Source organism: Bacillus pumilus (genome assembly GCF_009937765.1).
In the GTDB taxonomy this organism is placed as follows: domain Bacteria; phylum Bacillota; class Bacilli; order Bacillales; family Bacillaceae; genus Bacillus; species Bacillus pumilus_O.
The window spans coordinates 3,646,142-3,669,003 of sequence record NZ_CP047089.1; the positions used below are offsets into that span (position 1 = coordinate 3,646,142).

Below are 22,862 nucleotides of genomic sequence, written 5' to 3' on the forward strand. Positions count from 1 at the left end.
CTCACGAATCATTTGCTCATCACACATTATAAACATTTTTATATCGTTTTTAAACTCTTTTTCACTAAATTAACGAAAGGTACGATTGAGATTCGCCATTTCAATGGCAGCTGCAGCCGATTCGCTGCCTTTATTTCCAGCTTTTGTGCCGGCTCTTTCAATAGCTTGTTCAATGGATTCTGTTGTTAGTACACCGAAGATAATCGGTACCCCTGTTGACATAGCACTTTGAGCAATTCCTTTAGCAGCTTCATTACAAACATAATCGTAGTGAGTTGTTGCGCCTCGGATTACTGTTCCTAGTGTAATGACAGCATCATATTTCTCTGTTTCAGCTAGTTTTTTTGCCATATACGGAATTTCAAAAGCACCCGGTACCCACACGACATCAATATCGTCACCGTTTGCTCCGTGTCTGAGCAATGTATCTTCTGCTCCGTCAAGCAATTTACTTGTAATAAAGTCATTAAATCTCGCGACGACAATTGCAAATTTTAGTCCTTCTGCTACTACATGCCCTTGTATTGTATTCATATGTTGATCATCCTTTTTTTGTGATTTTTATTTTGTTTCGATCGTTGCTGTGTCTTTATGATGTAAATAGGTCTGCAATGCTTCTATTGTCAGCATCTTTAGCCCGTGCTGTTTTTGGATATCTTTTAATTCTGGAACACGCGCCATTGAGCCATCTACATTCATAATTTCACATATGACACCCGCCGGCTGTGAACCTGCCAGTTTCGCAAGATCTACCGCCGCCTCTGTATGACCTGGTCTTTCCAGTACGCCGCCTTCTTTTGCAATGAGCGGAAATACATGACCTGGGCGGGCAAATTCTTCTGGTGTCGCGTCTTTATTTAACATGGCAAGCATGGTCGTAGAGCGCTCAAAAGCACTAATACCAGTCGTCGTTGTCACATGATCGATGCTCACTGTAAAAGCTGTATGGTGTGCATCTGTATTTTGTTCTACCATTGGATGCAGGTTTAGGTGTTTGGCAATCGACGCATGGACCGGCGTACAAATGAGGCCTCTTCCATGTAAAGCCATAAAGTTAATCACTTCAGGCGTGGCATGCTCAGCAAGTGCCACAAAATCTCCTTCGTTTTCTCTGTCTTCATCATCTACTACGATAATGATTTCTCCTTCTTTCAAAGCTTTTACTGCTTCTTCTACTGATTGATACATACAATCGCCTCCTAGAATCCGTGCTCTTTTAAAAATGATGGGGTCAATCGGGATGGCTGCTTTTCGCCTTTTTCTTTTGTTAAGAAGCGATAAATATATTTACCGATCATGTCACACTCTATATTCACAATCTCCCCCATAGATTTAGTCGGGAAAATAGTTCCTTCAAGCGTATGAGGAATAATAGAGACTGTGACGTGTGAATCTCGCAAATCGAAAATAGTTAAGCTGACACCATCTATTGCGATCGAACCCTTTTGTGTGAGCATATCTGTGAGGGTCTTGTCCATCTCTAAATCATAGTAAATGGCATTACTTTTCTTTTCTATTCGGGTAATGACTGCCGTCCCGTCAACATGGCCTGAGACAAAATGACCGCCGAATCGCCCATTCGAGGACATAGCCCGCTCTAAATTCACTGGACTGCCTGATGTCAGCTGATCCAGTGATGTCGCTTTGACTGTCTCTGGCATCACATCTGCTGCGAACTGTGCTTTTGTAAAGCTTGTGACAGTAAGACATACACCATTAATCGCAATACTATCTCCAAGGTGAACATCTTCTAGCACATGGCTACACTGAATGACAATTTCCATGGCATCTGCTGACTTTTTACTTAATGATTGAACGGTGCCTACTTCTTCAATTATCCCCGTAAACATGTGATCCTCCCTTTCTTTTCATTTGTATTTCTCACTTTATAAAAAAGCGATGTTAGGGACATGTGATCGATTGAACACCTTCGTCGCTTTTTATGGTCCATACAAGGTAGATGAGGGATCACCTAATAAACACTGCATGCCAGTCTATTCACTACATGTACATACAGAAAGCCCCGGAAAAATTCCGGGGCTGTGGCTTTTTTGCATCAGAAATAAAACTATGATTAACAAATATTTTTCGTTCATAGCTTTCTTTATCCTTCTCCCATCCAGACTTTCACTGTCGGCTTCAGCTTTTCACTGAATCAACCGTTAATAAAATTAACGGGTCACGGGCTGTAAAGCATTTGCTTTATTACCGTCGGTCGGGATTTTCACCCTGCCCCGAAGGATACAATCGATATTTAGCTGTCCTTAGGGGTTATTATAGCGATCCTCGTTGTCAAATGCAACAATCAAGATTTCTCACAAAAAAGCCTCCTTATAGGAAAGGAGACTTGTTAATTAACGACTTTTACTACTTTTATAAGACCATCTATTCTTTTTTCATTACTAAAGTAGGCTTTAATACGATCACCTTTCTTCAAGTCAGCCACATCATCTTCAAATTTCTTCCCACTAAAAATGATTTTTGTGCCGTTTTTTGCTTGACCGTAATACTCATCACCGTCAATTTTCGTAATGGTATATTCATAGATGGTATAATCTTTATCATTATTTGTTAAGCTTTCACCAATGGCTGTTGGCACATCTTCAATTTTCATGCCATTCATGTATAAATATCCTGCGCCTAAACAAAGCAGTAAAACAAATAAGATGGCCATTTTTAATTTAATTTTCCCCATGTTTAGAACCTCCATCATCTGCACTTCGCCTATTTGTATGTTTTATTCCTTCTTTTGATGAAATAAAACCAAAAAAGCTGATTTCCATTAATGGTTACTTATATAACGATTGAGATGGACCTTTGGTTCCACCTTTTCATCATTACATATGATACGAATATGCGTTCTTTGTTAAGGGGGTCTCTTTTCTCTTTATCAGTTAGCAAGGCGTACATCATTGATGATCATCTTTTTTCGAGTGCGAATAAATCTTCCTCTAACAATTGCGATCTCTGAACAGCGATGTTCCGGCTATCACGAACCCCTTGATTATAATAATAGCTTCCAAGGTTTTTTGTGATAAATTCTAGTATATTGATGGCTGCTAATTCACCAATTTCTTCTTCTCGTTCTTCGGCAAAGAAACGCTGAATGGCAATCATCATTTGATTTTTTTCTTCTTTTGTTAAAGGTTTCAAATTATCTCCTGCTTTCTTTCAGCATGATCACGCTTTTTTGATTTGTACTGGCAATGTGGTGACACCCACAAATGCGAATGTTTGTTCTCTTATCATATCACAATATCGGGTTTTGTGCATCACTGTCCTAAAAGAAAAAGCGTATTTTGACATTGAGTTCAAAATACGCTATCGCTCTTATTGAAGGAGGATATCATAGTATGTTGGCCATTTTATTTTAATATGGAAAGTATCGTCGCTACAGAATGATCTACAAATGAACGCTCTGGACGAGATTTCATGAGGACGGTCAGTCCAATAAAAGAAACGACCAGTGTTTGTGCTAAAGCTTTCGCATTCAGGCTGCTTTTGAGCTCACCTAAATGAATACCTTGAACAATTCTTTCTTCAAATATGACGGAAAGATACATCTGATGCTCTCTTGTAAGAATTTCAAATTTCTCTTCGTGTGGCGCAAGTTCCACTATTGTATTGATACAAAAACATCCTTTACTCGGACCCTCTCTATATTCCTCTTCTACTAAATCTGCAAATAATGCATGAAATGCTTCTTTGACAGAAAGATTGTTTTGAAGTTTTGTTCGAATATGGGCAGCATGATGCTTTGTATATTTTCGTAATGCGGCCTCAAATAATTCCTCTTTATCTCCAAACGCTGAGTATAAACTTGGTCGCTGTATTCCCATTTTTTCAGTCAAATCGCTTAATGTAGTAGCCCTATACCCCTTTTCCCAAAAAAGCATCATTGCCTCATCCAACGCTTTTTCCTTGTCAAATTCCCGTTGTCGAACCATCAGTAATTCCTCATTTCAACAATAAAATTTTTCACAAAGTCAGCCATCTATATATTAATCTTTATTTTAATTACCAATCGGTACATTATCATTTTATTTTATCGAATTACTATTGTCAAATTGCCTTCCTCTTTCAAGATAAAAGTATTGACTTTAAAATGTTTTGATGGTTATTCTAAACAAGAATCATAATATACTGACCAGTATATTATACCTTTCAGTACAAAAGGAGACGATGAAATGCATGGCGAAAGAAAAAAACACTTCCATTGAACATCTTGAGCTGGAAACAGCTCATTTACAAAACAAACCGAAACAAGCAATGACTCGCTATATGGCTCTGCTGTTTGCGTCAGCCTGCGGAATGGCAGTTGCAAACATATACTTTGCACAACCATTATTAGACTCCCTCGCATCCGAGTTTGGTATCACCTATTCATCTATAGGCATGGTCATTACGATCACTCAGCTTTGTTATGCACTGGGACTGCTACTAATTGTACCACTTGGTGATTTGTTCAACCAAAGGCGGCTCATCATGGCTCAAATGCTTGTTTCCATATTATCTCTCATTCTAGTCGGCATCGCCCCTACTGCCACCGTCCTGTTCATAGGGCTAGCTGCCGTCGGTATGCTTGCTGTGGTCACTCAGGTACTCGTAGCGTTCGCCGCGACATGGGCTGCTCCTGAAGAACGAGGCCGTATCGTGGGTTTGGTTCAAAGTGGCATTGTGATTGGTATTCTCCTCGCACGAACGTTCGCTGGAGTATTAACCGATCTCGCCGGCTGGAGGTCAGTCTATCTCGTGTCTGCCGTTATGATGCTCATCATAACAGCCGTGTTATACCGTTATCTCCCGCGCACTGACAGCATGAGAGCGTCAATATCCTATATAAGGCTGCTCGCTTCAATGTTTACATTGTTCAGACAAGAACGAATTCTTCGTATCCGAGGTATACTGGGTTTTCTGATCTTTATCGTGTTTGGTACGTTGTGGACTTCGCTCGTGCTACCTCTCAGTAGCTCGCCATACAATCTTTCACATACGGCGATTGGTGCCTTTGGTCTTGCCGGCGTTGCAGGAGCATTAGGCGCTGCCCGGGCTGGAAGGCTTGCTGATCGTGGCTTAGGCCAATTAACAACTTGTATCGCCCTTGTCCTATTATTCGTTTCATGGTTTTTTATTTTTTTCACTGAATATTCACTTATTTTATTAATCATCGGTATTATCATTCTTGATCTATCTGTGCAAGCTGTTCATGTGACCAACCAAAGTATGATTTTCACAGTGCTGCCTGAGGCGAGAAGCCGGCTGACTGCTGCTTATATGATTTTTTACTCCATCGGCAGTGCGACTGGTTCCATTGCTTCCACTAGCATATATGCAAACACTGGCTGGAGCGGAGTATGTTTATTTGGCGCCTCTGTTAGCGCCATTGCCTTTTTATATTGGTTCATCACCTATCGCTTCACGAAACAAATAACCGTCAAATCAGATTGATAATAAAAAAACACCGCGTTTAAGCGGTGTTTTGCATTGAGCATTAAGCATCGAAAACTTCGACTTTTTCCATTCCTTGGCCTTGTTCCATATCTAGAACAGCCTCGATTCCAGATGTTACTTTGCCAAAAACAGTGTGAACACCGTTTAAGTGTGGCTGCGGGTCATGTACGATAAAGAATTGGCTACCGCCCGTGTCTTTACCAGCATGCGCCATTGATAATGAACCTCTTTCGTGTTGATGTGGATTTCCTTCTGTTTCACATTTAATTGTGTAACCAGGGCCACCAGTTCCATTACCGTTTGGATCGCCGCCTTGGCTTACGAAACCAGGGATTACGCGGTGAAATTTCAATCCATCGTAGAAGCCTTCATTCGCTAATTTTTCAAAGTTTGCTACTGTACCTGGAGCAGCCTCTGGGTATAGTTCAAACTCAAGTTTCTTACCATTCGTTAGTTGTATGTATCCTTTTTTCGCCATTTTCACATTCTCCTTTCAGGTTAAACAACGCTCATTATAGCACATTTTTGGTCATGTTAAACATCCCCTGCTCTTTGATTGTGATTTACCTCTTTTCTTAGGATTGATACAATGGAAGAGCTTAATTCTTTTTTCCTATTAAATTGGTGACAGAATAAGCAACATGTCATTATTTTTTGGAAAAGGAAAACATCTTAAAAAGAAAATTGAAACGTCGAATCGATTTGTTACGTCTATATGATGGAGTACATCACTTTACGTGTACTCAAAAGATGCGTTTCTCTTGAAAGAGGAACCCTTTCGACTTGAAGGAGGTCAACATGTTTAAAAAATCAATGCTTGGTATGATGGCAGCGCTCCTTTTCCTTATTGGTGCGCCAAAAGTCAGCTTAGCGGATGCAGCTGTCGGCGATGTCATCGTCACACTTGGGCAAGACTTAACTCCGGCTGATCGCCAGAAGGTGCTTGACGAGTTGAATCCACCTGAAAATGCGACAAAAATTGAAGTAACCAATAAAGAAGAGCATGAATATTTAGGAAAGTATATCCCTCGTTCTTCTATCGGGACGAGAGCGTTATCATCATCATCTATCACCATAGAAAAATCAGGTACTGGTCTGACTGTGGATACACATAACATCAAGACCATAACAGATGAGATGTATTTAAATGCTTTAATGACAGCCGGTGTCAAGGATGCCAAAGTTGTTGTGACTGCACCGTTTGAGGTTTCTGGTACAGCCGCACTGACGGGTTTATTAAAAGCCTATGAAGTGTCTAGCGACAAAGCTATCCCAGAAGATGTGAAGCAGGTAGCAAACGAAGAGCTGGTGACAACGTCTAAATTGGGTGACTCCATCGGGAAAGACAATGCGTCTGCCCTTATCGCAAAAATCAAGGATGACATTGCGAAAAACGGTGTCCCTAAAACAACAAAAGAAGTGGAAGAAAAAGTGGATCAAGCTGCTTCTGATTTAAACTTAAATCTAACGCAAGAACAAAAGGATCAGCTTATTTCTCTGTTCGATAAAATGAAGAACATCAATATCGATTGGAACCAAGTAGGATCTCAAATCGATAAAGCAAAAGACAAGATTACGAAATTCATAGAATCAGATGAAGGGAAAAACCTCCTTCAAAAGATTTGGGATTTCTTTGTCTCCATTTGGAACGCGATCGTCTCTGTATTTACTGGAGGAAAATAAATCAACATAAAAAGCTGCCTGTATAGGAACTGACCCCCGTTTTTGAGACAGGGATCAAAACACCTTTATAAAACAGCCAGTTGCCGAAACTCTTTTGGTGACTGGTTGTTTAATTTCAATTGAATTCGGATATTGTTATAATAATCAATAACTCTCCGAGGTATGCAGGATGCATATCACACATGCGTTGCTACACGATGTAGCGAACTTAGCATGTGATCATTTCCTGCCTCGTCAGCGTTTGACTGACTACCTATGAAACATCATAGGATTTTTTTATAAAAACTCGAATTAACAGGTACGTTTTGTCTTGTTTAGTTTTCAAAGATCATATTTCAAAAAATGGAGCGGGTGATGAGAATCGAACTCACGACATCAGCTTGGAAGGCTGAGGTTTTACCACTAAACTACACCCGCGTGGTTTGTATTGGCGCGCCCGAGAGGAGTCGAACCCCTAACCTTTTGATCCGTAGTCAAACGCTCTATCCAATTGAGCTACGGGCGCTTAATCAGGCGACTTAATTATCTTAACATATCGTTTTTATCAAGTCAACATCTTTTTAAAATTTGTTTGCCGCATGTGTTTGAATGTCTTTGTTTCAAATACGTCATCAGCGACGAATAAAAATATACCATGGATCATACAAAAGGGTCAATACATTTTTCTAAAAAAGTTTCATGTTTTTTAAGAAGTTGTTTTTTCTTAGATAAATAGAGATGCGATAGCCCTATTTTCTTCTCTTCCTTCATAATTCTAATGATTCTTAAATAAAATCTTTCTAAATCCAAAAGAGGACAAAACATGGTCACATAGAATTTTTATTTATTGGAAAATTCTTAAAATTTTCCAAGCATTTAAAGGGGGTAGGAGATGATGAAAAAGTTCGTCGCTTTTCAAATCATGATCGCTTTGGTGATAGGAGCTCTTATCGGACATTTCTTTCCTGACTTCGGGATGGCCCTCAGGCCAATCGGAGATGGGTTCATCCGATTGATTAAAATGATCGTTGTTCCTATCGTTTTCTCTACCATTGTCATTGGTGCAGCTGGCAGTGGTGGCATGAAGAAGATGGGCAGCCTTGGATTAAAGACGATCATTTGGTTTGAAGTCATCACAACCATCGTTCTAGGAATTGGGCTATTGCTGGCTAATGTTCTAAAGCCTGGCGTTGGCCTCGACTTCTCTAAATTAGCTAAGAAAGATATTGGTGAATTAGATGGCTATACGCAGAAAGTCGTGGACTTTAAACAAATGGTACTCGATATCATTCCAACGAATATTGTGGATGTCATGGCACAAAATGATTTACTTGCTGTCATTTTCTTCGCCATATTATTTGGTGTAGCCGCAAGCGGCATCGGTAAGGCATCCGCTCCTGTTCTCACCTTCTTTGAATCAGTGGCACAAATTATGTTTAAGCTAACGCAGATGGTCATGGTGACAGCACCTATTGGAGTGCTTGCATTAATGGCTGCTTCCGTTGGTCAATATGGCATTGTGTTATTAATCCCAATGATGAAGCTTGTAGGGACTGTATTTTTAGGATTATTCATCATTCTCTTTGCTTTGTTCCCTCTAGTCGCACTGATCTTCCGTTTTAACTACTTCGAAGTGTTAAAAATGATATGGGATTTGTTCTTGGTTGCCTTTTCTACTACAAGTACAGAAACTGTCCTTCCTCAGCTTATGTCACGAATGGAGAAATACGGCTGTCCGAAAAGAATTGTCTCCTTTGTCATTCCATCTGGTCTTTCTCTCAATTGTGATGGGTCCAGTTTATATTTATCGGTTTCCTGTGTGTTCCTTGCACAAGCGTTTGGTGTCGACATGAGTTTGTCACAGCAGCTTTTGATGATGCTTGTTCTTGTATTAACGAGTAAAGGGATTGCAGCGGTGCCATCCGGTTCACTCGTCGTTCTTTTGGCAACCGCACATGCAGTTGGTCTCCCAGCAGAAGGCGTTGCCATTATTGCCGGTGTCGATCGAATTATGGATATGGCACGAACAGGTGTGAATGTTCCAGGTCATGCCGTTGCGTGTATTGTCGTATCAAAATGGGAGAAAGTATTCCGCGAATCTGCTTGGGAAGTTCCAAAAGCAGGTGAGGAAACAAAAGGGATGTAATGTTATATGAAGGAAAGGGATTCCCCCTTTCCTTTCAGATTGTTGACAAAGGGCTAAAATGATCTTGATTTTAGCCCTTTGTCTTCTTTTCAGCGTGATAGAAAACCTTTGCAGTCTAGGAAGGACGAGCATCGGAGCGGAGCGAATTGAACATTCGTGAGCACCGAAGCGCAGATCTGACACCGAATGCGAGGGTTTGTCTACACGCTGGAAGGAAAGGGATTCCCCCTTTCCTTTTCTTATGATAAAAATGCTTGCTTTAAGACCGCTTTGCCATGAGATTGCAACTGTACTTCTGCATATGCGCCATTAATCAGTGTCATTTGCGGCGGGACATGCCCACAATCTATATCGTAAAAAATGGGGATTTGTAATTCCTTATGCAATTCTTCATATACATCCTGATACCGATAACCTTCCACAGGCACATCTACTGCACTTCGCCCAAACATAATACCTGAACAGTGATCAAACCACCCTGCTAGTTTTAATTGAACAAGCGATCTCTTCACGCTTGCAGCATTTAATGCGCAGTTTTCGAAATACCAGAGAATTGGTTCATCTTTTATGAATGTTTTCTGAAAAGTTTTGACGTCTCCAAAAGGTGTCCCTGCTAAGTGACGTATAATATCAATGCAGCCACCCATCAGTCTTCCCTTCACTGTCATTTCTTGTTGATCAACTGTATGCCATGCGGTAGGTTCTGTTAAATGAAAGACATGTTTACTCGGATTGTCATGCTGCCATTCCTTTTGATACATAGATGAAGAAAATTGGGTTATCTCCGTCTCATCTTTTGCGGAAAGTGTTCGCTCCCACATGGCAGTCGTTTGATCAAACTCTTCTCCTCTTAGATCTACTAAGTTCGGCCCATGCGCAGTAGCAATGCCTGTTTTTAATGTCAACGCGAGCAGGAGTGCACTCGTATCTGAATAACCAAGAATCCACTTTTTTTGCATTGATGAGAAATCAAGGTGCTCTAGCACTTCCATCAGAAGCTGCCCTCCCCAGGGCGGGATGATGTGATCAATCTCATCACATGTCATCATGTACTGAAGTTCCTTTGCTCGTTCTACGGCAGGGGCAGATTTCGCCTTTTCCTGCTTCCAGACCGTCTCTCCACATACGACATCATAGCCTCTTTTTTCCATTCGTTCGCATGAAAGCCGAAACATGTCATGCAAAGATGGCTGTACACCTGAGGACGGTGCTGTGACACCAATTGTTTGTCCTTTTTGTAATTGTGGAAATTGTATCATCCTATTTCCCTCCATTCTCTCTCAATCTCTCATTTATAAAGAAGATGCCCCTATTAAAAGGGACATCTTCTTTTCTTTTATTCCTTTTGACGCAGCACAGTATAGACACCTGCGAAGATACATAGAATGCCAATGAATGAGCGTAATCCCATTTCTTCTCCCAAAAGCAGCCAGCCAAGAATGGCACCTACGATCGGTTGAAAGAAAAAGAACAGCCCACCGCTTGAGGCATCCATTAATTGAAGCCCTCGATTCCATAAAAAGAATGCTAGAGCGGTTGAGATGATACCTAGATAAAGAATACCACCCCAAATCTCCGGCCTTGCCATCTGTTCCACATCTAGGTGAGGTAAACGAAATAATACTGGCGGTGTTAAAACAATAAATGCAATGATAATCGCATATGTGGTTGTCACCACCTGAGGGTACTTTCCTGGGACACGTTTAAGCAAAATAGACATCAGCGCCCATGTTAAAGCAGCGAAGACCAATGAAAGACCACCAACAAATTCATCTGTCTGTACTGCAACTGGACCAATCATGAGCCATACACCTGCTGTAGCAAGAAGGATGGATGCGCACTTTCGAACAGTCATGGCTTCTTTTAATAGAAAGAAAGCAAACAGCACCATAAACGCAGGAGTTGCAGATGTAATAACAGCCCCCATTTGTGCAGAGGTATACATCGTCCCAATTTCTTGAGTCACGATTGAAAGGAAATTTCCGATCAGCCCAATCAACACCATAAGCGGGATATCTTTTTTATCTAATTGAAAGGAATAGCCCAAGCGCCAAATGGTAAACACCAAAACGATTCCTGCTATAGCATATCTCATCCAGACGAGCTCAAGTGGCGGGACAACCGCTACTGTGACTTTGACAACAACATACATACCGCCCCAAATACTTGCTGCGATTGCTAGGTAAAGGGCGCCTATATATTTTTCATTCATCATTTTCCCTCCGTTATTGGATATTTTGAATACCATATCCACAAACGGAGATCACTCTCCGTTATGGACGGAGGGCATTTGGAACATCATGTTCAAACAAAGGTTTCCACAGCATTGTCGTCACTCCAATTATTTTTATTTTCTGATACTTTATAACAAATTCTGGTTGACTTCAATCCTTTTTGCACCTTTTTTCTTCATATAATAGAAGATAATCGGCTATTGACATGCTGAATTCGTTTTCATATAGTAATTAAAACTATAGGTCGTCATGCAGAAAAGGAGTAGAGGTCGTTGGATATTGAAGCTAGAAAACATATTCCCCGCACGGAACATGAACCATTTCTCGAGGGAATAAAAGATTGTGTGCCAACCCTACTTGGTTATATGAGTATCGGGTTTGCCTTTGGAATTGTTGGAATTAGTGCACAGTTGAGCTTATGGGACATTGCACTTCTAGCAATCTTTATTTATGCAGGTGCTTCACAGTTTATTATCTGTGCACTGCTTGTCACGGGAAGTCCCCTTTCCGCTATTATTCTCACTACATTTATTGTGAATCTGCGTCATTTATTACTCAGTCTGACGCTGGCCCCTCATTTTACACGCTACTCTTTAAAACAAAATATCGGATTCGGTCTATTGCTGACTGATGAATCCTTTGGCGTAGCCATGAATAAATTAGCTCAGCATGGAAAGCTAAATAACCGGTGGATGCACGGGCTGAACATAACAGCTTATTTGTGCTGGATTGCTGCCTGTGTACTTGGCGGCATTTTTGGACATTGGATTTCAAATCCTGAAGCACTGGGTCTTGATTTTGCCCTTTCCGCTATGTTTGCTGCACTGCTGGTTCTTTCTTTACAAACTGTGCCTAAAAGCAAGTTAACCCATCGTCTGTCACTTGTTTTGTATATGGTCGTTGCGATGTTTGTCCTGCTTCACTTTGTTCCCTCACACGTGGCTGTGCTGTTAGCCACCATGATTGTCGCAACCATTGGGGTGGTGACAGATAAATGATTAGTAGTTTTATGATGTGGCTCATTCTCGGCTGTATGATTGTCACCGTGATTCCAAGGGTCGTTCCCTTTATATTTGTTCGAAGTATCGAGCTGCCTGAAGTGGTGCTTAAGTGGTTATCGTTTATTCCCATTTGTATCTTTACGGCTTTGATTGCAGAGCATTTGTTCATTCATACCACAACAGGTGTCACCATTCACAGGATGTACCTTGCTGTCTTGGTTCCGACTGTCGTGATCGCCGTTTGGACAAAGAGCTTGTCACTTACTGTTCTTGTAGGCGTCATGCTGATGGGGACTGCCAGATGGTTTTTCTAAATGAAAAAGCTTAACCGCATGTGGTTAAGCTTTTTTTCATTTGACGATTCCGTATACAAATCCATCGTAACCCTTTTCACCAACAGTTTGAATCGCTGTAGCCTCTATTCTTGACTCTTGTTTGAGTAAATTGAAAAATTCACGAGTTCCTTGCACTCGTTCATCCTCATCAAAGTCATGAAGGACTGCTCCATTTCTGACGACATTGTCTGCAATAATGACTGTCCCCTTTTTAGAGAAATACAACGCCCACTTTAGATATTTCGGGTTGTTCGGTTTATCTGCATCAATGAAAATCAAATCGAATGGAAGCACATCCCTCTCTTTTAACTGAGGTAGCGTATCCAATGCCTTTCCTTGCAAAATGCTCACCCGTTCCGATAATCCCGCTCTGCTGATGTTTTGCTGCGCTATCTGTACATGGTGGCTGACAGCCTCTAAAGTGATGAGTTCTCCATCCTCTTCAAGAGCACGCGCCAACCAAATGGTACTATATCCACCGAGTGTCCCGATCTCTAAAATACGCTTTGCATTCTTAGTTTTTGCTAATAAATAAAGCATTTTCCCTTGAGCTGGTGACACATCAATTTCTGGCAGACCTGCTTGCTTATTATGAGTAAGAGCTTGCTCCAAAACATCATCTTTAGGAATCAACTTGTCTGTGATATACTCGTCAACTTTCTCCCACACTTGCTTCATCTCATCCATCTCCCTTGATCATGTCTTCTGTTATAAGTCTACATGATAATAGTGAGCGCGTATAATCAATTCTTTTCACACATCTATTCATTTTATTGATGAAAGACATGTCATGAGGGAGACATGAAGCAGTGTCCTGTATTCGAATTTACTCGTTCAGGTGATTTTTCAAATCTCCTTTTTTATCTTGAAGCTTTCCTTTGGCTTGATCCTTTTTCCCTTCTGATTTCAGTTTTTGATGATCTGTTGCTTCGCCAAGCTTCTCTTTCAATTGACCTTTGGCTTGATTTGTTTTTCCTTTTGCTTTATCCATATGTCCTTTTTCTTCACTCATTTGTTCCACCTCCACATTTGATACTATTCATTTAGCCTTTTTGACAAATACAAAACATCTGAGTGTGCGATCCCATGAAAACAGCAACAAGAAAATCCAGCCAAGGTCGGCTGGATTAAAAAATAATGATCTATAAGATAGACTTAAAAGCTTTAACCTGTTTTACTCTGATCGTACTCGACCAGATCACCTAGAATTTCATCAATTTGATTCATCAATTCAGCTTCAATTTTCACCTCAGATGCTAAAGCATTCTCCCTCACCTGTTCTGGACTAGAAGCACCGATAATGGCTGCAGAAACGTTCTGATTTTGCAGTACCCATGCTATCGCAAGCTGAGCGAGAGTAAGATCAACCTCTTGTGCGACAAGCTTAAGCTTTTGGATCGCCTCTAAGGTGTTATTATTCATCCAGCGTTGAGCAAGGTTTTTAAAAAAAGGTTTTCCAGCAGTTGAGTTAGCACGTGAATTAGTCGGAAGTGATTTTCCAGGGAGATACTTTCCAGTAAGGATTCCCTGGGCCAAAGGCGACCATACGACCTGCCCAAGTCCTTCACGCTGGCAGGTCGGTATTACATCACTTTCAATGATTCTCCATAACATGGAGTATTGAGGTTGGCTGGCGATTAGAGGAACATTTAGCTCTCGGGCAAGCACTGCCCCTCGAGTAATTTGTTCTGCTGTCCACTCACTTACACCAATATAGTTCACTTTTCCTTGTCTTACTAGATCAGCAAAAGCTAACATCGTTTCTTCCAGAGGCGTAGTTGGATCAAACCTGTGTGCATAGTAAATATCAATATAATCCGTTTGTAAACGTTGCAAAGAGGCATGACAGTTTTCCATGATATGCTTGCGTGATAATCCTCTATCGTTTTTCCCAGTACCGGTTGGATGACATACTTTTGTACAAAGTTCAATGCTTTCACGCCGGATCCCTTTTAAAGACCTGCCTAGTATCTCTTCAGCCTTGGTGTCTGAATAAACATCAGCAGTATCAAACGTCGTAATACCAACATCAAGAGCAGCTTTCACACAATCATGAGCAGTTTCTTCATTTATCTTACCACCATGATTAATCCAATTTCCGTATGCAAGTTTACTAATTGTTAATCCACTATTTCCAAGTTTACTATACTTCATAACAACGTCCCCCTTTTGAAAGAATACTTTCATTATAAAAAGAGGCCGTTAATATGTATAATATATATATTCGGATAGATATATATATATTTTATATAATTATATTTTACACAATAAGCAAGTATGAAATTTACTGGGGGGGCTTAAAGATGGATTTGAGACAAATACGGTATTTTATAATGGTTGCTGAAGAACTAAATTTTAGCCGAGCAGCTGAACGTCTTAAAATGGCACAGCCTCCATTAAGTCAAGAAATTCGCAAATTAGAAGAACAGTTAGGTGTTACGCTTTTTCATAGAACGAGAAGACAGGTTGAACTTTCAGATTCGGGGAGAGTATTTTTAGAAGAAGCCCGCCGTACGCTCCTTCAAGTAGATAGAACGATTAAAGCAACACAACTTGCAGATGACGGAAAAATAGGGCATTTAACGATCGGTTTCGTTGATTCTACTGATATGGTGATTGATATTATTAAAAGGTTTCGAGAAAGTTTCCCTAACATTCATCTTGTCTTATGTGAAATGGCTACAGAACAGCAGTTAAAAGCACTACATAAGAAAGAAATTCAAATAGGATTTATTCGTTCTAACCAAAATAATAAGATACTTACCTCAGAAATCTGTTGTGAGGAATCATTAAGCTTGGTTTTGCCAGAAAACCATCCTTTAGCTTCATTTCCCAAAGTTCCAATTCATTTATTAGCCAATGAACCATTTATCATGTTTCCGCGTCATCTAGGTGCTGCATTTTACGATTTAATTATCAGTTACTTTTGGGAAAATAACATAAGTTTAAACGTAGTTCAGGAAGCTGTTCAAATGCATACGATTGTGAATTTAGTTGCTGCAGGAATGGGAATCTCTGTCGTTCCATCCTCAGTAGAAAGCGTAAAACGCTCAGGGGTTGTTTATAGAAAAATCCAAGAAACGACACCAAGAGTAAATTTATATGTTTCATGGAGACATGATGAAACGTCAACCGTCGCTCAGCACTTTTTAACAGTTGTGAGAGAAGCTTATTTAAGTTCTCAGTCTAAATCATGAGAATCCAGCCAGAGCCTGCTGGATTAAATAATAATGTTTTATAAGACAGGCTTAAAAGCTTTCACCTGCTATGTACACGTTTCAGGTATGATAGACATAACGAAAAGAAGGGTTGGTGTTCTATGATTATCGCTGAAAACATATTCACCGTTCGTGACTTGACCTATCGGATTCGGTCTGCTGCAATTGGCGATGCCAAGCAGTTATCAGCGCTCAGGCTGAAAATCGATGGTGAAACAGAATATTTAGACCGTGAACCAGGCGAAGCCTTTCTTCATGAAAAAGATTTTGAGGTGTTGATTCAAGAGGATACCAAACAAAGCAGGCATTTATTTTTGGTCGCTGATATTGAAGGAGACATTGTTGGCTTCTCAAGATGTGAGGGACATTCACTCAAACGCTTTGCTCACAAAGTGACTTTTGGCGTCGCCATTCGAAAGGATGTTTGGGGCTATCACATTGGCAAAGAGCTTTTAGCCGCTTCTATTGACTGGGCAGATCAGCAAGGCATTCAGAAGATGTCACTTGAAGTGCTGGAAACGAACCAAAAAGCCATTCGCTTATATGAGCACCATGGCTTTCTGATTGAAGGGGTATTAAAAAATGATAAACGTCTGGCAGATGGACTTTATTACAATACTGTTGTGATGGGCAGGCAGCGGCCAAGATTCTGACACCTTACATGACATAGCCCCATACCATTGAAACCGCACTGTATATTAGAAGCAGCCCCATGACATACTGGAACGGTCTTTCGTAAGCAGTCAAAAAACGCTTATACAAAGAGCCAAATAGGCTCCAGCTGAATGTACCGAGAAAACCAATAAGTGCAAGAATCAGCGTCCATATGACATACTGCATATTAGATTGTCCATACGGCAAAACAAATGTTGAAATCACGGTCAATCCATACAAAATCGCTTTTGGGTTGATAAATTGCAGCATCATACCAGGGACAAAATGATTGTAACGATCAAGTGTTTCGTCATCCCCGCCTTTACTTTTCATGATTTTGACCGCTAAATAAATCATGTATGCAGCTCCAATGAACGCCATGACCCAGCCTATTTTCGGCATCACTTGATAGAGAATGATATTAAAAAAGCAACTCAAACACAAAATAACGAGAAATCCGATACCCACACCTAAACAAAAACGAAATGTTTGCTTAACCCCATATTTATTCGTAAACACCATGGCCATGATATTATTTGGCCCTGGGGTAAAGCTACTCACAAAAGCATAGATCAACATAGAAAGAATCAAAGTTGCCGCCTCCCTTGTACGTTATTAAGACTTTAATTACTTTATTACGTATGTTACGCTTTATTGTAACGTTTGGTCTTTATAAAGTAAATAGAGAAAGGAGTTTTTTTCATGGAAGATGTACAATCGATTATTTCTAAAAATGTGAGGCTTCTTAGAGACCAAAAGAAATTAAGCCTCGAAAAGATGGCAGAATTAACTGGTGTCAGCAAAACCATGATTGGACAAATTGAAAGAGGAGAATCAACCCCTACCATCACGACTTTGTGGAAAATCGCGAACGGATTAAAGGTATCTTTTAGTGAGCTCATCCATGCACCACAGCCTGAAATCAAAGTAGTACGCCATGAGGATGCACAGATTTTAACGGAAGATGACGGGAGATATCGCGTATATACGACTTTTCCTTTTGATGATCGAGGGAAATTTGAAGTGTACCGAGTAGAAATTGATCCTGGCGGGTCGCTACATGCAAATGAGCACATTGGCGGGACAGAGGAATTGATTACCGTTTTTGAGGGATCGCTTGATATATCCATTGGAGATGAACAGTATCGCTTAAAAACCGGCGACTCCATTCGTTTTAAAGCAGACCGTACTCATACATATAAACAATTTGGAGAACAAATGGTCAGGCTGCAAATGATCCTTTATTATCCGCAATAAAAAAGCTGACAGGCTTGTCCACCTGTCAGCTTTTCCTTTATTTAATTAAATCCCGGATCACGTACAACCGTTCCAGTAAATGTGACTCTATATTTGCCTAATCCTAATTCTTCAATAGACGATTGTTTTAAAATACCGACCCAGCCATCCTTTGCATATGTAATACTTGATGGGATGTTTGATGTCGTATACGTTCTTGTTTCTGAGACAATTCGACTTGCCTGAACCGTTATTTCACTTTTTGTTTGTTCCTTTGCTTCCACTGGAGCAGTTGTGACCCCAGCACCCGTTAAGACAATTGCTCCAACCAAAACAGAAGACATGACCTTTTTCATAAAAAAATCCCTCCCTTTTTTTGTTGAACATATTAACCATACCATAATTTAGTCCTTTTATAAGTTATTTTTTCATTTTTTTGAAAATTATGATATGATTGTCTTATGTTGGATAGAGAGTGTTCTATACTTCTATGCTTTTTTCCTCATCTCATTCCGTCAAACAATTGTGAACGGAGGTGATTTCATGAAAAAATGGCTCATCTGTTTTCAACTTGTTTTCCTCTTCACCTTGACGACCACACCACTTGCTTCTGCTGCTTCATGCCCTACAGTGAAACCATGTGTTATTGATCCTTAAGCATCAAAAAGGTCGATCAAGCCTATTCACTTGATCGACCTTTTTCGTTATGCTTGCTCTGCTTCCCACGGGCAACCTCTTCTCTTACTTTAGGAGCGACTTCTTTACCAAATAACTCAATGGCTTTTAATACTTGATCATGCGGCATTGAACCAACCGGTACATGAAGCATAAAACGAGTAATTCCCACATTTTTTCTAAGGTGAATCACTTTCTCTGCCACTGCATCTGGATCTCCTACATACAGCGCGCCTTCTAACGTTCTCGCTGCATCAAATGTAGAACGAGTATATGGGCCCCAGCCTCGCTCTCTTGCTAATGTGTTCATCACATGCTGTGTGGAAGGGAAGAATTGATCTGCTGCAAGATCAGTTTCTTCTGCAACAAATCCATGCGAATGTGATGCCACGGTTAATTTCTCAGGATCATGTCCAGCGTGCGCTGCCGCTTGCTTGTAAAGTTGTACAAGTGGCGCGAACTGTCTAGGACTTCCGCCGATGATGGCAAGTACTAAAGGCAGTCCCAATAATCCAGCGCGTACGACAGATTCACGGTTTCCTCCACTGCCGATCCAAATTGGAAGTGGATCTTGAACAGGTCTTGGATATACGCCGACATCTTGAATAGCTGGGCGATGCTTTCCACTCCATGTGACACGCTCGGACTGCTGTAATTTGAGCAGTAAATCAAGCTTTTCTTCAAATAATTCTTCATAATCATTTAGGTCATAGCCAAACAGCGGGAATGATTCAATAAATGAACCACGACCTGCCATGATCTCTGCACGCCCATTTGATAGTCCATCTAATGTGGCAAAATCCTGAAAGACACGAACAGGATCTGCTGATGAAAGGACTGTCACTGCACTTGTCAGACGGATATTCTTTGTCTGTGTTGCCGCAGCAGCTAAGACGACAGCGGGATTCGATGCAGCAAAATCTTGTCGATGATGCTCACCTACTCCAAATACATCAAGGCCGACTTGGTCTGCTAAAATAATTTCTTCGACTACTTCTCGAATACGCTGTGCGTGACTGACTGTTTTTCCTGTTTGAAAATCAGGTGTTGTTTCTACAAATGTACTAATTCCTAGTTCCATGAGTGGAACCCCCTATCTTATAAGTATGTTACGAATTCAGAGACTGGTTTTCTGTAGCCTCTCGCTTGTCTGCTCTCTACTTTTTCTTTTCCGAGTGTGATCATTAACACAGGAACCAAATCCGACTCGATGTTCAACACCTTTTTCATGACATCAGGGTCAAAACCGATCATTGGGCACGTATCCCAGCCCTTGTTTTTGGCGGCGAGCATAAATAGCATCGCAGATAATGATGCATTGCGAATTGCCTCTTCTTTCTGAAAATCCGCTCCTCGCTTTTCATAAAAGCTCATCGTCTCTCTGACCATTTCTTCGTATTGCTGCTTATTTAAAATGCCAAGCATCTTCAAACCTTCATAGATGTTCCCCGCTTGCTGATAAGCCTTTGGGTCTCCCAGTACAATAATTGCTGCTGAGGCGGAATGCACTTTATATTGTCCAAAAGCGGCTTCTCTTACTTGTTCTTTAAGACCCTCTGTTTGGACGACAACATATTGTGTGTGCTGTAAGTTAAAAGCAGATGGTGCCATTTTGACTTCTTCAAATATGCTGTTAAGCTCTTCTCTCGAAATCAAGATATTAGGCAAAAAATTTGATGCGGATCGTCTCTCACGTACCAATGTTTCAAAACTGAGTGTCATCTTGTTTCCCCTTTTCGTAAAGTTGTTTCGCACCTAACCCGACTTTTTTTAGTAATTCAATGAGCTGTTCTTTTTCTTCTTTTTCTATAAAGGATAGGTTTTGTGAAATGACATCTGTGTGTTTAGGAAAAATATCGTCAAACAATTGCTTCCCTTTTTCCGTCAACAATACATGAAATACACGTTTATCAGATGGCGCACATTGCCTTTTCACGAGCCCTTGTTTTTCTAGTTTGTTCACGACATAAGTCATGCTTCCACTTGGGATTGACAGGATGTCGCTGATTTTTTGGACGGGATGCGGCCCCTTACTATAGAGCAATTCAAGGATCTGAAAGTTTTCAAATCCGATATCATAACGTTCAATGTCTTTTTGGATATTTGTAAAAAGAGCTTGATAGGCTTTCATCCACACACGGAATAGCCTTAAGTCTAATTCATGTTCATGCTGCACCATGGCAACTACTCCTTTTTCAAGAAATTCTAAAACTAGGATAAATTTATCCTAACACTAGGGTATTTTATTGTCAACGAGTTTGTTTCATAAAAAAAAGACCACCTCTGGTCAGTGATCCTCCTGTTTTAAGATAAAATGCATTTCAGCTATTTGCTTATATTGTCGTACTTCTTTCAATGAAAACTTGGCTTCCATATCCACTGGAGAAAACAGAGGAATGCCTCTCCCAATCATGACAGGTACGATTTGAAGGTAAAGCTCATCCACCAATCCTGCTTTTATGAAAGATTGCAGCAGTTCCCCGCCGCCGACAATCCAGATATGCTGACCTGTTTCATTTTTAAGTTTTCTCACAAATGATAGGATATCTTCGCGAATGATATGAGTTCCTTTCAGACTGTCTTGTAAAGTACGTGACATGATATAACAAGTCTTTCCTTCATAAGGAAACTCATCTGGTGACAGCTGAAGAACCTGTTCATATGTATTGCGCCCCATGATCAGCGTATCAACTGACGCATAAAAGTCATCATAGTTCGTATCTTCTTCGCCCTCTGTCCCTATTAACCAATCAAGCCGGTGATCCTCTCTCGCTAAGTAACCATCGATACTCATTGCCCCATAAAAAAGCAGCTTCCTTTGCTGACTCAATCCCATCACTCCTCACCCCATATAAGAACATATATTCTCTCTTGATTGTAACAGAAAGGAAAGATAAAGGGTATATGGCTTTCCACCTTTTACGATTCATGCTCCACTTTGACGAGAAGCTCATATAATTTGTGCGCTAGCTTTCCGGCATCAATTGTCATGTCTTCATGAATCCATTCCTCAAGTACGCCAACAACACCAGACACGACAAAAGAAGCCTCAATTTGTTCTTTCTCTGTAATGTGCCGCTCTACAAGCCGCCACTCTTTCATGATTTTTTCTTTAAAAAATGCTTTGAATTGATTCGTCGTGGGACCATTTGGTTTTACAAATAACGTCAACATATATTGATTCTCTTTCAAGTACTCTGTGGTTTTATTTAAAAAGGAAAGCATGTCAAGAGGGTCCTGACTCGGAAAGGTTTCATCATATAACCCGCCAAGCTGATCGAATAGTTCTTTCTCCAGCTGTTCGTATAAATCAAACACATCTTGATAGTGCAAGTAAAAGGTTCCCCTGCCTAAATCTGCTTTCCTTGAGAGCTCTGATACCGTTATTTGTTGCACTTCTTTTTCTTTTAATAGCTCAAGAAAGCTTTCCCGAATGGCTCTTTTTGTTTTGATTGTTCGTCTATCCTGCATGAGGTCCCCTCCGTTTTTGAACAATCAGGCAGACGCTGTCTATTTATGAACAGGTTATGATTCATTGCCGATGTTCGTATGGTTTACTTCTTATTATAATCAACACATGTTCAATAATCTATATCTGTTCAAAAAAGGAGGGCCAGCACATGGTTCATTTCAGACTTGCTAGAGAGGACGAACTGCCACAAGTGGCAGATCTGTTAGAAGATTCGTTTCGAGATTATTCATTTTTTGATTTATTATGTGAAAAGGTATCAAAACGCTCTACTTTCGCTCGCGAGCTGCATTTGGTCAACACAAAGGTATATTTCCAGCATCAAATCTGTTTAGTCGGAGTTGAGAACGGTCATATTGTGTCTGCCGCCCTGTTAAAGCATCCGCGTTTTCCTGAGCCAGGTCTCATGGATTATGTGTTGTCAGGCGGGTTAAAGCTCCTTTTCACTGGCGGTATATCGGCCATTCAGCATGTGTTTCGTATGTTAAAAGAAGCTAAAAAAGCGTGTTCTTCCTTAAACAAGCCTTTTTGGTATTTAGAAGCACTTGCCGTCGCAAAAAATCAACAAGGAAAAAAACTTGGAAGCCGGATGTTAAAGCAATGTCTTTTTCCCTTTATTGCCCGGCAAGGCGGAGGCCTGTTCACGCTGATTACACACAATGAAGCGAACCGTCATTTCTATCGAAAAAATGGATGGGTAGAGTTTGATGAAAGGGTATTACGCGGAAAAGAAATGTCCTTACAAAGCTGGAGTTATAAAACCGTGATTCAATAAGGTATC

General features: G+C 40.6%; 27 protein-coding genes, 2 tRNA genes, 1 pseudogene and 1 riboswitch. Of the genes and pseudogenes, 9 read left to right on the top strand and 21 right to left on the bottom strand.

Translation table 11 applies throughout. The features are described 5' to 3' along the window. Positions 1-69 precede the first annotated feature (69 nt). From ribH to GPS65_RS18400, 6 genes and pseudogenes are all read right to left on the bottom strand, one after another. Positions 70-534: a 6,7-dimethyl-8-ribityllumazine synthase gene (ribH, locus tag GPS65_RS18375; protein WP_012010433.1), complete on the bottom strand. Its 465-nt coding sequence runs from the start codon at positions 532-534 to the stop codon at positions 70-72. Between the two features lie 48 nt (positions 535-582). Next, positions 583-1,188 (bottom strand): annotated as a pseudogene (ribB, locus tag GPS65_RS18380) (3,4-dihydroxy-2-butanone-4-phosphate synthase); the annotation flags it as partial. Between the two features lie 11 nt (positions 1,189-1,199). Beyond that, positions 1,200-1,850 carry a riboflavin synthase gene (gene ribE / locus GPS65_RS18385; RefSeq protein ID WP_119125064.1) on the bottom strand — a complete coding sequence of 217 codons (651 nt, stop codon included), beginning with the start codon at positions 1,848-1,850 and terminating at the stop codon, positions 1,200-1,202. A gap of 253 nt (positions 1,851-2,103) precedes the next feature. Then, positions 2,104-2,246: riboswitch (FMN riboswitch) on the bottom strand. Positions 2,247-2,350: 104 nt separating this feature from the next. Further along, a complete protein-coding gene (locus tag GPS65_RS18390; protein ID WP_003215701.1) occupies positions 2,351-2,695 on the bottom strand; it encodes a hypothetical protein in 345 nt (114 codons plus the stop codon). 224 nt (positions 2,696-2,919) lie between these two features. Then, a complete protein-coding gene (locus tag GPS65_RS18395) occupies positions 2,920-3,153 on the bottom strand; it encodes a DUF2164 domain-containing protein (protein WP_012010436.1) in 234 nt (77 codons plus the stop codon). A gap of 212 nt (positions 3,154-3,365) precedes the next feature. Continuing rightward, positions 3,366-3,947 (bottom strand): TetR/AcrR family transcriptional regulator, encoded by a 582-nt coding sequence (locus tag GPS65_RS18400; protein ID WP_012010437.1) that lies wholly within the window; start codon positions 3,945-3,947, stop codon positions 3,366-3,368. A 244-nt stretch (positions 3,948-4,191) separates the two neighbouring features. Between GPS65_RS18400 and GPS65_RS18405 the strand changes: the two genes are divergently transcribed. Beyond that, the gene (locus GPS65_RS18405) at positions 4,192-5,448 is read left to right on the top strand and encodes an MFS transporter (protein ID WP_144468604.1); all 1,257 of its coding nucleotides are present in this window, start codon (positions 4,192-4,194) and stop codon (positions 5,446-5,448) included. A 43-nt stretch (positions 5,449-5,491) separates the two neighbouring features. Here the strand turns inward: GPS65_RS18405 and GPS65_RS18410 are convergent, their stop codons facing one another. After that, positions 5,492-5,929: a peptidylprolyl isomerase gene (locus GPS65_RS18410; RefSeq protein WP_003215505.1), complete on the bottom strand. Its 438-nt coding sequence runs from the start codon at positions 5,927-5,929 to the stop codon at positions 5,492-5,494. A gap of 320 nt (positions 5,930-6,249) precedes the next feature. On the opposite strand from GPS65_RS18410, the gene GPS65_RS18415 reads away from it, so the two are divergent. Then, positions 6,250-7,134, top strand: coding sequence for a DUF1002 domain-containing protein (locus GPS65_RS18415; protein ID WP_041815682.1), 885 nt, complete (start codon positions 6,250-6,252; stop codon positions 7,132-7,134). A 343-nt stretch (positions 7,135-7,477) separates the two neighbouring features. Here the strand turns inward: GPS65_RS18415 and GPS65_RS18420 are convergent. Together GPS65_RS18420 and GPS65_RS18425 are read right to left on the bottom strand one after the other, a co-directional pair. After that, a tRNA-Gly gene (locus GPS65_RS18420) sits at positions 7,478-7,551 on the bottom strand. An 11-nt stretch (positions 7,552-7,562) separates the two neighbouring features. Continuing rightward, positions 7,563-7,639 (bottom strand) — tRNA-Arg (locus tag GPS65_RS18425). A gap of 369 nt (positions 7,640-8,008) precedes the next feature. On the opposite strand from GPS65_RS18425, the gene gltP reads away from it, so the two are divergent. After that, on the top strand, positions 8,009-9,259 hold the full coding sequence (gltP, locus tag GPS65_RS18430; protein WP_034666069.1) for a glutamate-aspartate/proton symporter GltP: 1,251 nt from the start codon (positions 8,009-8,011) through the stop codon (positions 9,257-9,259). 239 nt (positions 9,260-9,498) lie between these two features. Here the strand turns inward: gltP and GPS65_RS18435 are convergent, their stop codons facing one another. Further along, positions 9,499-10,518, bottom strand: coding sequence for a S66 family peptidase (locus GPS65_RS18435; protein WP_119124480.1), 1,020 nt, complete (start codon positions 10,516-10,518; stop codon positions 9,499-9,501). A gap of 77 nt (positions 10,519-10,595) precedes the next feature. Next, on the bottom strand, positions 10,596-11,471 hold the full coding sequence (locus GPS65_RS18440; RefSeq protein ID WP_119124479.1) for a DMT family transporter: 876 nt from the start codon (positions 11,469-11,471) through the stop codon (positions 10,596-10,598). Positions 11,472-11,765: 294 nt separating this feature from the next. On the opposite strand from GPS65_RS18440, the gene GPS65_RS18445 reads away from it, so the two are divergent. Together GPS65_RS18445 and GPS65_RS18450 are read left to right on the top strand one after the other, a co-directional pair. After that, positions 11,766-12,491 carry an AzlC family ABC transporter permease gene (locus GPS65_RS18445; protein WP_012009050.1) on the top strand — a complete coding sequence of 242 codons (726 nt, stop codon included), beginning with the start codon at positions 11,766-11,768 and terminating at the stop codon, positions 12,489-12,491. After that, the gene (locus tag GPS65_RS18450) at positions 12,488-12,808 is read left to right on the top strand and encodes an AzlD domain-containing protein (RefSeq protein WP_144474344.1); all 321 of its coding nucleotides are present in this window, start codon (positions 12,488-12,490) and stop codon (positions 12,806-12,808) included. The genes GPS65_RS18445 and GPS65_RS18450 overlap by 4 nt, the downstream gene beginning before the upstream one ends. Positions 12,809-12,844: 36 nt before the next feature. Here the strand turns inward: GPS65_RS18450 and GPS65_RS18455 are convergent, their stop codons facing one another. The 3 genes from GPS65_RS18455 to GPS65_RS18465 all read right to left on the bottom strand — a co-directional run bounded on the left by GPS65_RS18455 (position 12,845) and on the right by GPS65_RS18465 (position 14,983). After that, entirely contained in the window at positions 12,845-13,507 is a 663-nt protein-coding gene (locus GPS65_RS18455) for an O-methyltransferase (RefSeq protein ID WP_012009049.1), read from the bottom strand. A 148-nt stretch (positions 13,508-13,655) separates the two neighbouring features. Then, entirely contained in the window at positions 13,656-13,841 is a 186-nt protein-coding gene (locus GPS65_RS18460) for a CsbD family protein (RefSeq protein ID WP_012009048.1), read from the bottom strand. Positions 13,842-13,993: 152 nt separating this feature from the next. Beyond that, positions 13,994-14,983, bottom strand: coding sequence for an aldo/keto reductase family protein (locus GPS65_RS18465; protein ID WP_144456922.1), 990 nt, complete (start codon positions 14,981-14,983; stop codon positions 13,994-13,996). 149 nt (positions 14,984-15,132) lie between these two features. Between GPS65_RS18465 and GPS65_RS18470 the strand changes: the two genes are divergently transcribed. Together GPS65_RS18470 and GPS65_RS18475 are read left to right on the top strand one after the other, a co-directional pair. Beyond that, complete coding sequence (locus GPS65_RS18470; RefSeq protein WP_041815214.1) at positions 15,133-16,026, top strand: LysR substrate-binding domain-containing protein; 894 nt, start codon at positions 15,133-15,135, stop codon at positions 16,024-16,026. 122 nt (positions 16,027-16,148) lie between these two features. Beyond that, positions 16,149-16,700, top strand: coding sequence for a GNAT family N-acetyltransferase (locus tag GPS65_RS18475; RefSeq protein WP_012009045.1), 552 nt, complete (start codon positions 16,149-16,151; stop codon positions 16,698-16,700). Between the two features lie 4 nt (positions 16,701-16,704). Here GPS65_RS18475 and GPS65_RS18480 read toward each other — a convergent pair whose 3' ends face one another. Next, positions 16,705-17,292 (bottom strand): LysE family transporter, encoded by a 588-nt coding sequence (locus GPS65_RS18480; RefSeq protein WP_012009044.1) that lies wholly within the window; start codon positions 17,290-17,292, stop codon positions 16,705-16,707. A 111-nt stretch (positions 17,293-17,403) separates the two neighbouring features. Between GPS65_RS18480 and GPS65_RS18485 the strand changes: the two genes are divergently transcribed. Continuing rightward, positions 17,404-17,958: a helix-turn-helix domain-containing protein gene (locus GPS65_RS18485; RefSeq protein WP_012009043.1), complete on the top strand. Its 555-nt coding sequence runs from the start codon at positions 17,404-17,406 to the stop codon at positions 17,956-17,958. Positions 17,959-17,999: 41 nt separating this feature from the next. Here GPS65_RS18485 and GPS65_RS18490 read toward each other — a convergent pair whose 3' ends face one another. The 6 genes from GPS65_RS18490 to GPS65_RS18515 form a co-directional block, all read right to left on the bottom strand. After that, positions 18,000-18,293, bottom strand: coding sequence for a hypothetical protein (locus GPS65_RS18490; RefSeq protein WP_041815211.1), 294 nt, complete (start codon positions 18,291-18,293; stop codon positions 18,000-18,002). A gap of 323 nt (positions 18,294-18,616) precedes the next feature. Next, a complete protein-coding gene (locus tag GPS65_RS18495; RefSeq protein ID WP_144474346.1) occupies positions 18,617-19,693 on the bottom strand; it encodes an LLM class flavin-dependent oxidoreductase in 1,077 nt (358 codons plus the stop codon). Between the two features lie 17 nt (positions 19,694-19,710). Then, positions 19,711-20,334, bottom strand: a complete 624-nt coding sequence (locus GPS65_RS18500) for a nitroreductase family protein (RefSeq protein WP_144482382.1) — start codon at positions 20,332-20,334, stop codon at positions 19,711-19,713. Next, on the bottom strand, positions 20,318-20,791 hold the full coding sequence (locus tag GPS65_RS18505) for a MarR family winged helix-turn-helix transcriptional regulator (RefSeq protein WP_012009038.1): 474 nt from the start codon (positions 20,789-20,791) through the stop codon (positions 20,318-20,320). The genes GPS65_RS18500 and GPS65_RS18505 overlap by 17 nt, the downstream gene beginning before the upstream one ends. A gap of 108 nt (positions 20,792-20,899) precedes the next feature. Next, the gene (locus tag GPS65_RS18510) at positions 20,900-21,442 is read right to left on the bottom strand and encodes a dihydrofolate reductase family protein (protein ID WP_012009037.1); all 543 of its coding nucleotides are present in this window, start codon (positions 21,440-21,442) and stop codon (positions 20,900-20,902) included. An 89-nt stretch (positions 21,443-21,531) separates the two neighbouring features. After that, on the bottom strand, positions 21,532-22,083 hold the full coding sequence (locus tag GPS65_RS18515; protein ID WP_012009036.1) for a TetR/AcrR family transcriptional regulator: 552 nt from the start codon (positions 22,081-22,083) through the stop codon (positions 21,532-21,534). A gap of 149 nt (positions 22,084-22,232) precedes the next feature. On the opposite strand from GPS65_RS18515, the gene GPS65_RS18520 reads away from it, so the two are divergent. After that, the gene (locus GPS65_RS18520; RefSeq protein ID WP_012009035.1) at positions 22,233-22,856 is read left to right on the top strand and encodes a GNAT family N-acetyltransferase; all 624 of its coding nucleotides are present in this window, start codon (positions 22,233-22,235) and stop codon (positions 22,854-22,856) included. Positions 22,857-22,862 lie beyond the last annotated feature (6 nt).

Excerpts from the sequence above, each read along its gene's own strand:
- gltP (WP_034666069.1), top strand. The coding sequence starts at position 8,009 with ATGAAAAAGTTCGTCGCTTTTCAAATCATGATCGCTTTGGTGATAGGA.
- GPS65_RS18435 (WP_119124480.1), bottom strand. The coding sequence starts at position 10,518 with ATGATACAATTTCCACAATTACAAAAAGGACAAACAATTGGTGTCACA.
- GPS65_RS18470 (WP_041815214.1), top strand. The coding sequence starts at position 15,133 with ATGGATTTGAGACAAATACGGTATTTTATAATGGTTGCTGAAGAACTA.
- GPS65_RS18505 (WP_012009038.1), bottom strand. The coding sequence starts at position 20,791 with ATGGTGCAGCATGAACATGAATTAGACTTAAGGCTATTCCGTGTGTGG.
- GPS65_RS18490 (WP_041815211.1), bottom strand. The coding sequence starts at position 18,293 with ATGAAAAAGGTCATGTCTTCTGTTTTGGTTGGAGCAATTGTCTTAACG.
- GPS65_RS18415 (WP_041815682.1), top strand. The coding sequence starts at position 6,250 with ATGTTTAAAAAATCAATGCTTGGTATGATGGCAGCGCTCCTTTTCCTT.
- GPS65_RS18485 (WP_012009043.1), top strand. The coding sequence starts at position 17,404 with ATGGAAGATGTACAATCGATTATTTCTAAAAATGTGAGGCTTCTTAGA.
- GPS65_RS18460 (WP_012009048.1), bottom strand. The coding sequence starts at position 13,841 with ATGAGTGAAGAAAAAGGACATATGGATAAAGCAAAAGGAAAAACAAAT.
- ribE (WP_119125064.1), bottom strand. The coding sequence starts at position 1,850 with ATGTTTACGGGGATAATTGAAGAAGTAGGCACCGTTCAATCATTAAGT.
- GPS65_RS18390 (WP_003215701.1), bottom strand. The coding sequence starts at position 2,695 with ATGGGGAAAATTAAATTAAAAATGGCCATCTTATTTGTTTTACTGCTT.
- GPS65_RS18465 (WP_144456922.1), bottom strand. The coding sequence starts at position 14,983 with ATGAAGTATAGTAAACTTGGAAATAGTGGATTAACAATTAGTAAACTT.
- GPS65_RS18410 (WP_003215505.1), bottom strand. The coding sequence starts at position 5,929 with ATGGCGAAAAAAGGATACATACAACTAACGAATGGTAAGAAACTTGAG.
- GPS65_RS18405 (WP_144468604.1), top strand. The coding sequence starts at position 4,192 with ATGGCGAAAGAAAAAAACACTTCCATTGAACATCTTGAGCTGGAAACA.
- GPS65_RS18450 (WP_144474344.1), top strand. The coding sequence starts at position 12,488 with ATGATTAGTAGTTTTATGATGTGGCTCATTCTCGGCTGTATGATTGTC.
- GPS65_RS18475 (WP_012009045.1), top strand. The coding sequence starts at position 16,149 with ATGATTATCGCTGAAAACATATTCACCGTTCGTGACTTGACCTATCGG.
- GPS65_RS18495 (WP_144474346.1), bottom strand. The coding sequence starts at position 19,693 with ATGGAACTAGGAATTAGTACATTTGTAGAAACAACACCTGATTTTCAA.
- GPS65_RS18520 (WP_012009035.1), top strand. The coding sequence starts at position 22,233 with ATGGTTCATTTCAGACTTGCTAGAGAGGACGAACTGCCACAAGTGGCA.
- GPS65_RS18500 (WP_144482382.1), bottom strand. The coding sequence starts at position 20,334 with ATGACACTCAGTTTTGAAACATTGGTACGTGAGAGACGATCCGCATCA.
- GPS65_RS18400 (WP_012010437.1), bottom strand. The coding sequence starts at position 3,947 with ATGGTTCGACAACGGGAATTTGACAAGGAAAAAGCGTTGGATGAGGCA.
- GPS65_RS18440 (WP_119124479.1), bottom strand. The coding sequence starts at position 11,471 with ATGAATGAAAAATATATAGGCGCCCTTTACCTAGCAATCGCAGCAAGT.
- ribH (WP_012010433.1), bottom strand. The coding sequence starts at position 534 with ATGAATACAATACAAGGGCATGTAGTAGCAGAAGGACTAAAATTTGCA.
- GPS65_RS18515 (WP_012009036.1), bottom strand. The coding sequence starts at position 22,083 with ATGCAGGATAGACGAACAATCAAAACAAAAAGAGCCATTCGGGAAAGC.
- GPS65_RS18455 (WP_012009049.1), bottom strand. The coding sequence starts at position 13,507 with ATGAAGCAAGTGTGGGAGAAAGTTGACGAGTATATCACAGACAAGTTG.